This window comes from Methanococcoides seepicolus, from assembly GCF_023684405.1.
Classification (GTDB): Archaea; Halobacteriota; Methanosarcinia; order Methanosarcinales; family Methanosarcinaceae; genus Methanococcoides; species Methanococcoides seepicolus.
In genome coordinates this window covers 68,291-82,399 of the sequence record NZ_JAGSOI010000002.1, presented here as the reverse complement: position 1 = coordinate 82,399, position 14,109 = coordinate 68,291, and the positions used below count along the sequence as shown (strand labels likewise).

The 14,109-nt window shown below is 37.9% G+C and carries 11 protein-coding genes and 1 pseudogene; 5 read left to right on the top strand and 7 right to left on the bottom strand.

Annotation, left to right across the window (positions count from 1 at the left end):
- Nucleotide 1 precedes the first annotated feature (1 nt).
- Both KDK67_RS01000 and KDK67_RS00995 read left to right on the top strand, forming a co-directional pair.
- Nucleotides 2-1,219 (top strand): TolB-like translocation protein, encoded by a 1,218-nt coding sequence (locus KDK67_RS01000; RefSeq protein ID WP_250866981.1) that lies wholly within the window; start codon nt 2-4, stop codon nt 1,217-1,219.
- A gap of 21 nt (nt 1,220-1,240) precedes the next feature.
- The gene (locus KDK67_RS00995) at nt 1,241-2,491 is read left to right on the top strand and encodes a hypothetical protein (RefSeq protein WP_250866980.1); all 1,251 of its coding nucleotides are present in this window, start codon (nt 1,241-1,243) and stop codon (nt 2,489-2,491) included.
- Between the two features lie 119 nt (nt 2,492-2,610).
- On the opposite strand, the gene KDK67_RS00990 is transcribed toward KDK67_RS00995, so the two are convergent.
- The 4 genes from KDK67_RS00990 to KDK67_RS00975 all read right to left on the bottom strand — a co-directional run bounded on the left by KDK67_RS00990 (nt 2,611) and on the right by KDK67_RS00975 (nt 7,645).
- Nucleotides 2,611-3,732: a transposase gene (locus KDK67_RS00990; RefSeq protein ID WP_250866979.1), complete on the bottom strand. Its 1,122-nt coding sequence runs from the start codon at nt 3,730-3,732 to the stop codon at nt 2,611-2,613.
- 142 nt (nt 3,733-3,874) lie between these two features.
- The gene (locus KDK67_RS00985) at nt 3,875-4,747 is read right to left on the bottom strand and encodes a hypothetical protein (RefSeq protein WP_250866978.1); all 873 of its coding nucleotides are present in this window, start codon (nt 4,745-4,747) and stop codon (nt 3,875-3,877) included.
- Between the two features lie 579 nt (nt 4,748-5,326).
- A complete protein-coding gene (locus KDK67_RS00980; RefSeq protein WP_250866977.1) occupies nt 5,327-6,175 on the bottom strand; it encodes a TatD family hydrolase in 849 nt (282 codons plus the stop codon).
- Between the two features lie 186 nt (nt 6,176-6,361).
- The gene (locus tag KDK67_RS00975) at nt 6,362-7,645 is read right to left on the bottom strand and encodes a PGF-pre-PGF domain-containing protein (RefSeq protein ID WP_250866976.1); all 1,284 of its coding nucleotides are present in this window, start codon (nt 7,643-7,645) and stop codon (nt 6,362-6,364) included.
- A gap of 200 nt (nt 7,646-7,845) precedes the next feature.
- Here KDK67_RS00975 and mdh point away from each other — a divergent pair, with 200 nt between their 5' ends.
- Nucleotides 7,846-8,769: a malate dehydrogenase gene (gene mdh, locus KDK67_RS00970; protein WP_250866975.1), complete on the top strand. Its 924-nt coding sequence runs from the start codon at nt 7,846-7,848 to the stop codon at nt 8,767-8,769.
- A gap of 161 nt (nt 8,770-8,930) precedes the next feature.
- Here mdh and KDK67_RS00965 read toward each other — a convergent pair.
- From KDK67_RS00965 to KDK67_RS00955, 3 genes and pseudogenes are all read right to left on the bottom strand, one after another.
- Nucleotides 8,931-9,107, bottom strand: a pseudogene (locus KDK67_RS00965) (ISH3 family transposase); the annotation flags it as partial.
- A gap of 234 nt (nt 9,108-9,341) precedes the next feature.
- Nucleotides 9,342-10,547, bottom strand: a complete 1,206-nt coding sequence (locus tag KDK67_RS00960) for a hypothetical protein (protein ID WP_250866974.1) — start codon at nt 10,545-10,547, stop codon at nt 9,342-9,344.
- Complete coding sequence (locus tag KDK67_RS00955; protein WP_250866973.1) at nt 10,544-11,059, bottom strand: DUF4365 domain-containing protein; 516 nt, start codon at nt 11,057-11,059, stop codon at nt 10,544-10,546. Before KDK67_RS00955 ends, KDK67_RS00960 begins: the two co-directional genes overlap by 4 nt.
- Nucleotides 11,060-11,307: 248 nt before the next feature.
- On the opposite strand from KDK67_RS00955, the gene KDK67_RS00950 reads away from it, so the two are divergent.
- Together KDK67_RS00950 and KDK67_RS00945 are read left to right on the top strand one after the other, a co-directional pair.
- Nucleotides 11,308-11,553: a hypothetical protein gene (locus KDK67_RS00950; protein ID WP_250866972.1), complete on the top strand. Its 246-nt coding sequence runs from the start codon at nt 11,308-11,310 to the stop codon at nt 11,551-11,553.
- Nucleotides 11,554-11,856: 303 nt separating this feature from the next.
- The gene (locus tag KDK67_RS00945; protein ID WP_250866971.1) at nt 11,857-14,082 is read left to right on the top strand and encodes an NADP-dependent isocitrate dehydrogenase; all 2,226 of its coding nucleotides are present in this window, start codon (nt 11,857-11,859) and stop codon (nt 14,080-14,082) included.
- The last annotated feature ends 27 nt before the right edge of the window (nt 14,083-14,109 follow it).

The window sequence follows — 14,109 nt, the reverse complement described above, 5'->3', positions numbered from 1 at the left end:
TATGAAAACAAAAATTCTTCTAATCTTCCTTTTTTGTTTGCTTGCAACTAACGCTGCGTCTGCAAGCGAGATATTACAACTTACAGACGGAACCGAATCCAACGGATTCCCTATATGGTCTCCTGATGGAGAAAAGATAGTATATTACACACTTTCTGAGGTTGGTAACATTGGGAACACAAAAACGTGGGTGATGGACAGCGATGGAAGTAATAAAACACAACTTACATCCGGCAAATCATTAGGACCTCTTTTTTTAATCTCTGGTTTTAGTCCAACTGACAATCCATGGTTCCCAGAAGGGAACAAACTCCTTTATGGCTCTCTGTTGGGAGTGGAAATTATTGGAGATATTCCAATTTTTCTAAAAACCGACATACGGATTATGAATGCTAACGGCACAAGCAAAAAAAAGGTTAAAGGTAGCTCAGACGTAGAGTACTATGAGTGGGCTCAAAATGGAACAAAAATATTCATGGTCGATAAATCCAAAAACTTATGGCTTCTTAATCCGGATGGAACGAATAAAGTGCTGCTTGCTCAGGGAGCTGAAAATGATTCACTGTTTTTGTGGCAGCCTCATGGAGATAAAATAGCATATCGTTCAGATAGTGCTGGATATCCGGACATATGGGCAATGAATTCCGACGGAACCGGCAAGTTACAATTGACAAATTCCGAGGAAAAGGAATTGGATATCAAATGGTCACCTGATGGCACAAAAATTGCATATGTTTCAGCTAGCGTTCTTAATACTTCTAACATTTCCACATTCTATAATTCATCACATACAATTTGGGTGATGGACTCGGATGGAAGTAATAAAAGAAAATTAACTGGCAGCTATGATAGGTGGGATGCACGCCCGGAATTATCACCGGACGGGAAGATGATCGCATTTGATACCACGTACAAAAAAGAGTCAGATCCCCTAATCATTGTAATGGATGTGGATGGAACAAATGAAACCGTTTTAGCGGAAGGACGGAAGCCACAATGGTCCCCGATGGGAGATAAAATTGCTTTTACGGGAAAAAGTGGCAATAATTCAGTTGTTTCGGTGATTGTTCTTGACGAAGAACTCAAATCTGAACCTATGTTACCAATAGCATATGCACCTGATAATACACAAAAACCAACAGAAAAAGCACCGGGATTCGGTGCTGCTATTGCAGTATTCACTTTGTTCATGCTTGTCAATAGAATGAAGAAGAAATAAGAGTGCCCTGATGGTGAAGTTATGAAAACAAAATTACTCCTGATCTTCTTTCTTTGCTTTTTTTCAGCCAACATTGTCAATGCAAGTGAAATATTACAACTTACTGATGAAACAGAATCCATTGGATATCCCCAATGGTCTACCGATGGTGACAAAATCATTTACACATCATCAGATCTCGAAACCATAACGTCAGGAGATTGGGTTGTAGACTTTTGGATAATGGATGCTGATGGAAGTAACAAAATTCAACTCGCTTCTGGAGATAGTATGCTCGGACTTGGATCTAATAGTCCTTTATCTCCTGATGGAACAAAACTCCTATTCGTTTCAAATGCAACAGGTAATCATGAACTTTGGATCATGAATGTCGATGGTTCAGATAAAAGACAATTAACTCATGGAGCACACCTTGAAAACAATCTGCTTGGTTTGGCGGGTAGATGGGGTATTTCGTGGAGTCCTGACGGTTCACAGATCGTTTATGTGTCAGCATCTTCTGAAAACAGGAATGTTTGGGAAACTGTAGAAATAAATGGCAAAGAAGAACTAATGTTCAACATCTCTAAAGTTTGTAAGGATTATGACATATGGGTAATCGATTACGATGGTGGCAATAATCTAAAGCTCACCACCAGTAGAAAAGATAACATCGGGGCAACATGGAGATCAGATGGAGAAAAAATAGCTTTTGTATCAAATGAATCCGGCAATGGTGGAATCTGGATAATGAACAAAGACGGATCCGATAAAATACAATTTGTAGACGGATCTGCTTACAATATTGACTGGTCCCCTGATGGTACAAAAATAGTTTATGTAAAGGGAGATCATGAAAATTACACATCCAGCATATGGGTAATGGATGCTGATGGTAGTAATAAAAAACCTCTTACCAATAATTCCAAGTATTTTGTATCACAGTCTTATCCAGACTGGTCGCCTGATGGAAGTAAAATTGTTTTCAATTCCGGGAACATTGGAGAATATGAAATCTGGATCATGAACAGTGATGGAACTGACCAGATTAGAATTGGTGAAGGTTTGATGCCTCAGTGGTCACCCAAAGGGGATAAAATTGTAACTATGGCAATCAATGGTGACAAAATGGCAATATCAGTGATCAACCTTGATGAAGAACTTGCATCTGCACCTTCAACAACTATGAAGTCTGAACCTGTATCTACTCCTGAGGATACACCCGGTTTTAGCACATCTATTGCAGTTCTCTCGATGTTCATGATTTTCAGAAATATGAAGAAAAGGATTTGAGATTTCGTAAAGGTGAATCTATGAAAACAAAAATACTCCTGATAATCTTTCTTTGCTTTTTTACAGAGAATATCAAATTAGCTCATAAATCCTCCCATTCTAATTTGATGACATTCACCTCATACATAATTTGCAAATGAGTTAGTTTCTTTAACCTCATTTTGCAAATTTGTAGCTACAAGCAATTGATATGTAACGAAATTCATAATTGAATACAGTTTCTTACTACCATTTTTCATTCCTCTGATATCGAACTTTACAGTCCATTTAATATGCTTGTGTACTCGTTCACATTCACTCCTATGCGAATAATCTTCATCGAATCTATCATCTTCGATGTTCTTGTTTCGCAAGTGCATCCCTACCTGTTTTTCTCTTCCATTTTCATAGAGGAAATGAAGTTTTTCTTCATATTTCATATGAATGGATCCACCAAGTTTCCACATCTTATTGACCCAGTGACCAATTCTTCCCATCGTCCCCTCATACTGAATTTTAGAATCCGAAGAGTATGCAATCACTGGTTTTGCATTCAATTTATACCAGATATCTGCATGATTCCTGAATGAATCATAACCTCCATCCAATGCATAAGTGTCAATGTCAACTCCCATTTCTACCAATGCATCAATATGTTTCTTCAATTCAGGAGAATCGTGAGAAGCACCTTTTGTATGAGTCATGTAGATTGGAAGTGTTCCAATCATGGTGATGTGAGCTTTGTCCATCTTACAATTATAATGCGGATTGTAATCCGCATACTTGTCATATCTTGATGCTTCAAGTGGAGTTGAATCAGTTTTCGCATCCCTTATCTTTGTATTTTTGGAGATCTTCTTTCCAATTTTGAACATTACTTCCTCGAGCCCGTTTTCTCCAAATCTGTATTTTACAAAATGATGAAGTGTTGCAGGAGATGGAAGATTCATAATGTCGTTATTGTCTTCAAAAGAAAGAAGTTGCGCTTCTTCTTTTGTTAAAGTAGATATTGTTTTCTCAAATGAGAGATTTCTATAACATTTCACAACGATGAGCTTTATCATTGACGAAACCTTATACCTAAAGTGCCAGTCCTTATCGGCATAATAGCTACTTTCAACATAAGAAGCAATGTCATCGATATCTAAGAAATACAAAAATTGGCATATTGATACGTTACCTGTGTTCAGATAGTTAGCAATTGAATCTATGGTACAGATTCCGTCCGAAACATCGTAATAATATTTCATGTACTGGCACATTTTCTGCCATATAAATGCAATGCATAAGCTATGCCCAGAGTGGTGCCAGTAGTCTTGAAAAAAGAGTTACGCTTTTAAATCGAAAAGCTAATTTGATGATCTCCTATAATTGAAATTATATCATTAGTATCCTAATGTACAATCAGAAAATTGTTCTTGGATCATCACTGTCATGAATAAGTTTTATTCCTTTTGAATCCATCTCAAATTCAAATTTTTTGAAAATTGGATTTTCAATCTCAAGGTTGTCTTGTGAACTGTACCTTAAATCTGTAATTATGTCAAACCTTTTGCAATCGGTAGGAAGATTGCTGTACTCATATACCCCATATCCAGTTAGAGCTTTAGTGATATCAAATAAACTATACAATTTGTCGTCAAGGGTTATTTTTTTAGTTTCATTTGATTCAATGAAACTTATTGATTTTAAAGTTGAATTTTGTGGTTTTTTCCTTATTAAAAAATCATATTGATGGTTTAAGAACCATTTCATAAGTACGAAATATCGATCTTCAGGTATAGGATACACTATATGAAAAGCAACTTTCACATTTTTGACTGGATATCTACTATTATTTACTATGAGGAATGTATAACTTGCATCTTCTTTTTTAGTTTTAATTGTTATATTTGGCATTCGCTGATATTTAAAGATGGAGGAATTATTCTGTAAATTTTTGAACGTCAGGTAGGCATAAAATATTGAACCAATAACAACCATTTTTCCATCACTTAATACAATATTAATGTAAGGAACAGAAAATCCAAAAACCCAAAAACCAATTGCAAGAAAAAACGTTAAAACAATCAAACCGTCTCGCAATAATATCTGATTTGTTTTATGTATATTAGGAAGAAACAAAGAAATTATAAATAAAGGAAAGAACGCTGATAATACTGTTTCTAAAGATATATATTTGAAATAAAAGAAAGCTAATATTATGCCAACAATTATTAAAAATATAGCTTCAAAAATATTAGTTTCTTTCTTTTTAAGAATGTAATAATTTACCATAATATACACAATAGCATTTTCTTTTATAAAAAGTTACTAAGTATCTTTGATATGCTGCAAAGGTGTACATTAACAAATTACTATCATTATGATTTGATTATAAATAGTAGTTTCATTTCATTCACTCAAACAATTTTAAAATATGAAATATTAAAAATCGGTTCATTCCAATACATTGATAATTATATAGAAGAGTTCGGTTTTTCAACGTTACCTATATCCCCGACTTGTTGTGCGAGGGCTCAGATTTGAACCTCTCATACTCCTCGCACATTGATCGTTCTCCCATCTACCCATATCATGGTATACATCCCTCTTCGAAAACAGTGCAATTAATCTTTCAATTTTTGCATAAGGAATGTGCTGATGAAATTGTTTTGGTGATAAACAATGACGGATGAATCGGATTTTCAGATATTTCTTGAGAATACAATCTGGGCCAGAACATGGGAAGAGGAAGAAGACGAGGACGGAGAACTCCTATCCTATGAAGTTATGACATTTGAGGAAACAGGGATCTTGTCTAATCATAATGGCTTGGTTGTAATTGCTCCTGACAGGTCGTTGAACGATCTACTTTTACAATTCGATCTCCACCTCATATACCTCTTCTACATTCTCCTTATGTATTTTCCAGAATGGTTCTTCCCCATGCTCTTCTACAAGTTTCAGTGTCCTTCGAGGAATCGTTTTAGGTCCAAGTACAGCTCCCGGCCTTTGAGGATCATCGATATAATCGGTTTCCATCATGAATCGAGTACCCTGCTCAAGAGCTTCTTCTATGGCTCCTTTTCCTGCCAATACACCCGGAAAGATGCCAAGCCTTTCGCAGACATTAACAAGGGGTGGGGCATAATGCTTGACAACCTTATTGAGTGGAATGCCGGTCTTCTTTGCTCTTTCAGTGATGTCGATAAGTTCCGGTTCCCCAACACTTTCAGTATGTAACTGGATGGCGCAACCGGCATCTTTCGCCAGTGTGAACCCATGTTCCATGATATGATTGGAAGCATCCCATATCTCTTCAGACACCGGGTAGTGCGGTCTTCCACTTTTAAGCCCCACTGCAACCCCTTCTTCAACGTACTCCGAAGCTATCTCAAGCCCGCTTTTCATAAGCTCCACTGCCTTTTCAAGTTCCATGCGTGCGTTCAGTTTGTTGATCTCCGCAGGATGGACTCCAAGGACCGGAAATGCTGTGACGCCGGTCTCGTTGATCTGGTTGGCAAGGTCAACGGTCTCATCAAAGACAATTTTGTAATCTTCCGGTCTTGTAACTTCCACTCCTATAGTCCACGTTGGCTTCGTTACAAGGATGATGTGTGTGCCGCCTGCATTCTGGAACTCTTTAACAGCTTTGAGTCCCTTTGCACGCGGGTCGATGTGCATGTGTTCATCGGTTATGGGGATCTTTGGAGAGGTGTTCATGTAGTAGTTGATGTATTGGGGGTTGAATAATGTTATTGTTCGTTCTGATTTTATTCAGCAATCTCATTTCTTAATTCTTTTTTTATTGCTAAAGTTAACAAAAAGTTCCAAGGGGAGCCGGAAGAAAAAGTCCAAGCAAAGAAATGTTGACTCAAGGGTATAAAGAAAAAAGGGAGAGAAAGAAGCTCAGTTCTTTCTCTTGTTGAACACGTAAGCACAACCCAGAAGCATCAGTGATAAAACCCCTGAAATTCCCGGTGTACTCTTTGGTTCAGTAACAGGTTCATCATCAATTGGTGTTTCTGCTTCAGCATCAGATTCTGCATATTTTGGATCAACATCCTTTATGATCGACGTATCATCCTCTTCTGTATTCGCTGAAATGGCAAATGGCGAGAATCCGGGAGTTTCGGCTTCAAAATGGATGTATGAATCATCTTCCCCTATCTTTATGGTATTCAAATTGTTCCATTTACCTTCACTATGGCGATACAATGCAATAGCATCTTCATTGATCTCATTCTCTGTGAGCCACGCTTTGGGTACACTAAAACCTATCGCAGGATGTGCAATGTTATCTTCTGTGGCGAATCCTACTTTACCAACCCATATGTTAAGGTTGCTATATACAAGTCCGGGAGCACTTTCATCGACCATTGCAGACTTATCTTTAAGGACTTCGATAGTCGTTGAAACCTCTCCATAATTCTTCAGTGCGGAGAATTTGATGTAATCAATGGCATTCTGTTCCTCATCGAAAGTGTAGCTAATTACGGCACCACCGATGATGTTCTTCGCTTTCACATCTTTAAATGCGATATTCTCAAAGGCCTCACCGGATGCTCCACTTCCACCAGCACTGCTTCCGGAGGAACTGCTACCACCACTACTTGAGGTCTTTGTTTCCTCAATGATGGTCGATGTTGCATCTTCGACATCCATCTCTGTTTCACAGTCAATTGGCTGGACCCCAGGAGCTGCTATTGCTAGGTCGAACACTCCCTCAAATGTGTATGTTCCCAGTGCTGCATCTCCAGGGATCGTGACATCATAGGTCAACTGTGCAACACCTGGTGCTGCGTTGGTATTAATCCAGCTTACCTTCTCTGGATTAACTGGATTAACGATAAATCCATCATCAGATGGATTGCTTACTACCCATCCTGTAGGCGCATTGTCCTCTATGACGGTCTTATCTGCGCCATCAAGTGTGATGTTCAATATCACGGTTATTGTGTCACCCGGGTTTGCACTTACCGGAAGTTCTCTGCAGACATTTGGCTCTTCCGCCGATGCTGCACCGGTGCTTACAAGCAACAGCAAAAGTAATGCTAAACCAATGATACTGAAAGATCTCCGATTGAAATCGAATATTTTACTAACGTTGCCAATGAACCGGGAATCTACATTTAATGTTTTAATAATATCACCCACCACAAAAATATTAACTACAAAAATACCAACCACCATTGGTAATTAAAAATATATAATTATGCCATATAAATGTTTCGAGCTTCTATTTTGCAAATCTATTTTTAAATATGTAATAGTTCGGCTCTGTAGAGAGATCCTCAAATAAACTAAGATCACATATATTAATGTTAAGCATCAAACATAGATTGCAATGTATTGATCATTGAATACGTCCAATCATTCGGAGGTAGTTACAAATGAAGAAAATAGCAGTCATAGGATCAGGTAACGTTGGCTCTACTACTGTTCAGCGTCTTGCAGAACTTGAGCTCGGGAACATTGTTATGACCGATGTTGTTGAAGGTCTGCCTGAAGGGAAAGCACTTGATATAATACAGGCTGCCCCTGTTCTTGGATACAATGTGGACATATTGGGCACGACCAATTACGCTGACATTGCGGATTCTGATGTTGTTATCATTACCGCAGGAATTGCCCGGAAAAAGGGAATGATGCGTGACGACCTGATGAAGATAAATGCAAATATCATAAGAGATGTATCTGAAAACATCTCGGAATATGCACCTGAAGCCATAGTTATCACGGTCTCCAATCCACTTGACGTAATGACCTATGCAACACAGAAATATACAGGACTGGAACCTGACCGGGTATTTGGAATGAGTGGAGTACTTGATTCAAGTCGTTTTGCAGCATTCATTGCAATGGAACTTGGAATTTCAGTACAGGATGTATCTGCACTCGTACTTGGAGGGCATGGTGATTCCCTCGTAGCATTGCCACAATATACCACAGTATCAGGAGTTCCGATCTCAAAAATGCTTCCTGAAGAAACGATCGATAGGCTGATACAGCGCACCATCAACGCCGGAACTGAAATTGTTGAATATCTTAAGACAGGCAGTGCTTTCTATGCCCCGGCAGCATCCATTGCCACCATGGTAGAATCCGTGATAAAAGATCAAAAACGAGTTCTTCCTGCAGCCGCTTATTTGCAAGGGGAATATAACGAGAACGACTTATATCTGGGAGTGCCTGTGATATTAGGTAAGAATGGCGTGGAAGAGGTCCTCGAACTTGAATTGACAGAAAGCCAGCAACAGGCATTTTCAATATCTGCTAAGTCTGTGCGTGATGGGATCGCAAAGTTGCAACTGTGATGTAGAGGGATATAAATTACATATCTTTCAATCCCTTTCAATCTAATGTCAGTAATTATATTATATTATATTATATTATATTATATTGCCTACGCAATATAATAATTATTCATTCACTTAAAACATTCAACTACTAATCTTACTTTTTGCTTCCTTCTAACTCATTCCGCAATCAAATGAATGAACCGATCAAACCTAAACAGATTACATTCAATAGTTTGCGGTCTTTTTTTTACTTTCATAAAATGCATTCTTTGTACCGATGCCCATGCATTTTTGAAAAGAAAAGAAACTAAAGCATAGAAATATCGTATCATAGAATCTTTAGAAGCTGTCTCTCAACTTCTTATTAATTTTCATAAATTAAACAATCATTGCAAGTATATATCAGGATTTTGATACTCCATATCTTATATCTTTTTAGTATTTACCTACTTATTATTACGTGTGGTACTGTCCTTTACCTTCTATCCAGATTCTCATGTAGATTTCTTGTGCTTATCGTTCTTTGGATGAGGGATATTAGAGTATGGGACTTTATTTTAAGCATTATTCAATGTACATATTTTGTATTAGAACCAGTCAGATAATCCTTTTTGAGGTTCCTTAATTTGTATTTCATCTGTGATTTCAACCGTTTTCATTGAGTGTTCAGTAGACTGTTTGAAAGAACGAGGATTATCTAAAGAGTAGCTGAAACCAATCGTTTGCAACTGCCCTTGAACTTCTATTAACTTTTCACCAAAATGAGCGTTACCGGCTTTTACATAGTCCTTGGCATTTAAGTCTAAACTAATCTTTATCGGTTTATTATTATGCAACGTTTCAATTTTAATTGTATGTGGTGATTTTTCAGATTTTGTTTCATAAATTGCATCAGCCTTCAATTCGATCACTTTTCCGATTATAAGCACTTGTTCATGATCATGTGGCATCAACTGCTCTTTAATAAAATTCAACAATTCAACATCGTTTCTTCCAAGGGAAACTGGATATTTATATATTGAATCCTCTGAAATATTATAATTTTTCGACCAATCTACAGAATATTCAACATCAATTTTTAAATCATCAACAATTTCTAGTAGTGCTTCACACATGTTGGCATTAAGACCATCTGTTACATTTTTAAATATAGTTTCCTTATCCATAGATCCTGTTTTAACATCATTTAGACCTTTTATGATCCTAATAATGATTTTACGAGTTAAAGGAGTAGATAAATCATTTGAAAACTCAGAAAGAAAATTATTTATTGGATATTCAGGACATTCAATAGTGAAACCAAAACTTCCATGGAATGTGTGCCCTAATTGACAATTCTTTATAAAGGAGTTTCCTCTTGCCAATGGTTTCGCAAAATATCCTCTTGGGTCTTGCTCAGAGGATGCAGAGTATTGCATTAATTTTTTGATTGAACTCATTATTTTCAGAGCGTCGTTGTAGCTAATAGAATCTATCGAAGAACCTTTCCATAATCGAACATTAAATATGTCTTTATTCAATTTGAGGATTGATTTAATAACCGCTGATTCTTCCCTATTTTCGACAGAAGAAATAATATTAATAGCATCTGCAATCCTTTCATTGTAATCGATAATTTGTTCATCTTTTGGGATAACAAATTTTACAATTTGCTCATTGATTGAATAAGAACACAAAAATATATTTGGATTAGGATGTTCATCCAATTCCCATCCAGAGAGTTTAAGGTACTCAAGCAAACGAGACAAATTAAGAGAGTGTTCACTGAGAATATTTTGGATAGCTATACTCATATTTCCTCACCCCTTTCAAGCTTTTCCAATAGTTCTTTTATTATTCCTGGCTCAAATAAGTTATTGCATGGTATGCGAATTGTGATTTTTTCTTTATTTTCAGTCATTGGACCCTTAATCATATGCCAATAACAACATTTAGTCATTACTAATTGATCTTCAGAAATGCTTACCCACTTATCCTTTTCTTTAGGTAAACAAAGTAATATTAAAATTAAAGGACTTGCATAGCTTGCTGAATGTCGAGAAGCCATATCATTGTATGTTTTTACTTCAAGATTATATATGACATAGTCATCTTTGAGAGTCCAATTTACAGTTGATTTTGCTTGGAAATCAACTGAAAAAGAAGAATCTAATATTCTAGTTCCATATGGGTTTGTAAGAGCTCTGAATGAACCATCTACACCATGATCCCTGAACTTCATTTCTGCTTTCGCTCCTGCAATAGATGTAATCGCATTAATGTGTGAAGCGCTTAAATATTCTTTAATATCATTGTCAGGAAGCATAGTATTAATCAACACTCTTTACTAATATTTTGATATTTTGTAAAACATTATGTTATAATATATAAATGTTACTAAGTGATATCAAAAAGGACTTGCACCTATAAGTTATGTGTCTATTGATATTAAGCTATATTCTCATACTCCCATGCACCAATCTCATTACATACCTCTACCTCCAAATTCATCATAACTAATATTCCAAAGTTTACATTAGGAATGTCTCGAATAAATTGTTTCGGTGATAAACTATGACTACCGAATCTGATTTTAAGACATTTCTTGAGGATGCAATATGGAACAAAACATGGGAAGATGAAGACGATGAGGGAGGGGAAATCCTATCCTATGAAGTACTGACACTTGAAGAAGCAGGAGTCCTGTCGGATGCCAAACGTATAGGCGTCATTGCAGGAACAATATCTAATGATAGTGGCTTTGTTGTTATAGCACCTGACAGATCAACCTTTGTTGTAGCAATCCATAGAGAGATGTGATAGTATGGATGATATTTTTGGTGAAGTTGTCTATACTTACACGTCAGAGCAAGCTGTTGAAGATGGTATCCTTTTCGATATCATTCAAGTCAATCCTGAATGAGACTGTAGCATATTACCTATTGCTAGTAAGAAAGGGGTTATGTAGGTTACTTGCACAACCAGCTTTAAACATCTAAGAAAAGGTAACATTGATTTTTTGTACGCTCGGTCAACATGGGTAAAAAGGGATGGGGTCTTTTTATATAGAATAAAGGCTTCGCTTCGATAAAATGTTATTAATTTACAGAGAAAAGGATTAACATGGCACAGAAATCGACAATCATTTATACGAAAACCGATGAAGCTCCGGCTTTGGCAACCAGTTCGCTCCTGCCTATTGTACAGGCTTATGTGAAAAACGCCGGAATCACTATGGAAACGAGGGATATCTCCCTGGCGGGAAGAATCATTGCCCAGTTTCCCGAAAGACTGACAGAGGACCAGAAGATTTCCGATGCCCTTTCCGAATTGGTAGGGATGGTCTTAACTCCGGAAGCCAACATTATCAAACTACCCAATATCAGCGCTTCAGTTCCCCAGATTAAAGCGACAGTCGCAGAACTCCAGGCTCAGGGATATGATCTGCCCGATTATCCCGAAGATCCTTCTAATGATGAAGAAAAGGCGATCAAAGCGAAATTCGATATTAACAAGGGCAGTGCTGTTAACCCTGTATTGAGAGAAGGGAATTCTGACCGCAGAGCTCCTAAAGCTGTAAAAAATTATGCGAAAAAATATCCCCATTCCATGGGAGAATGGAAGTCCGATTCCAAATCCCATGTAGCCAGCATGACCGGCGGAGATTTTTACGGCAGTGAGAAATCTGTTGAAATTGAAGAGGCTACCAATTTCAGAATTTTCTTTACAGATGACGCTGGTAATAAAACACTATTAAAAGACAAAGCCCCTCTTCAGACCGGAGAAATCATTGATGCAGCTGTTATGAACAAAAAAGCGCTTCAGGCATTTCTGGCTGAACAGATAGAAGATGCCAAAGCTAAAGATGTCTTATTCTCCGTTCATTTGAAAGCGACAATGATGAAAGTTTCCGACCCTATTATCTTCGGTCATGTGGTTAAGGTCTTCTTTAAAGAGATATTTGATAAATATGGTGATCTGCTTTCAGAATTGGGTGTAGATCCCAACCACGGACTGGGAGATCTCTATACAAAAATCCAGAATCTGCCTGAAGACAAACAGGCTGAAATCAAAGCAGATATAGAAGCTGTGTATGCCAAGAGACCGGCATTGGCTATGGTTAACTCCGATAAGGGAATTACCAATCTCCATGTTCCCAGCGATGTTATCGTCGACGCTTCCATGCCTGCAGCAATCCGCTCATCAGGCGGCATGTGGGGACCAGACGGGAAACTGAAAGATATGAAAGCCATAATTCCAGACCGCTCTTATTCGGGAGTGTATCAGGAAACTATTGAGTTCTGTCAAAAACACGGTGCCTTTGATCCATCAAAAATGGGAAGCGTTTCCAATGTGGGGCTTATGGCGCAAAAAGCTGAAGAATATGGCTCACATGACAAGACCTTTGAGATGACTGGTACAGGAAAAGTTCAAGTTATCGATGACAACAATAATGTACTCATTGAACAGCCGGTAGAGGAAGGAGATATCTTCCGCATGTGTCAGGTGAAAGACGCACCCGTTCAGGACTGGATCAAGCTGGCCGTTAAACGAGCCAAAGCGACAGGCAATCCTGCAGTTTTCTGGCTCGATGAGAAAAGAGCTCACGATTCACAGCTCATTAAAAAAGTGACCAAATACTTGAAAGATTATGATACTGATGGCCTGGAACTATTGATCAAAGCTCCCGTTGAAGCGACCAAGTTTTCATTGGAGAGAATTAAAGAGGGCAAAGATACAATCTCTGTGACTGGAAATGCTTTGAGAGATTATCTGACAGACCTCTTTCCCATTTTGGAAGTGGGAACCAGTGCGAAAATGCTATCAATCGTTCCCCTAATGAATGGCGGTGGACTTTTCGAGACAGGTGCCGGCGGTTCGGCACCCAAACACGTACAGCAATTTGAATCGGAAGGTCACCTGCGTTGGGACTCTCTAGGAGAATTCCTGGCCTTAGCTGTTTCTCTGGAGCATCTGGGCAACAGTTTTGATAATCCTAAAGCTCTGGTTTTAGCAGAAACATTGGATAAAGCGACAGAGCTGGTTCTGGAAAACAGAAAATCACCTTCCCGAAAAGTGAATGAGATTGATAACAGAGGATCTCATTTTTATCTGGCAATGTATTGGGCTCAGGCTCTGGCTGATCAGGAGAAAGATAGCGAATTAAAAGCGATTTTTGAACCTGTAGCTAAAGCTCTGATGGAAAATGAAGAGAAGATTGCCAATGAGTTGTTAGAAGCTCAGGGCAAAGCTATGGATATCAAAGGATACTACGCTCCAGATGAGGAGTTGAAATCCCAGGCCATGAGACCTAGTGCGACTTTGAATGGGATTATCGATTCTATTTAATTTTATTGTGGAAACAAAAGGAAAGCC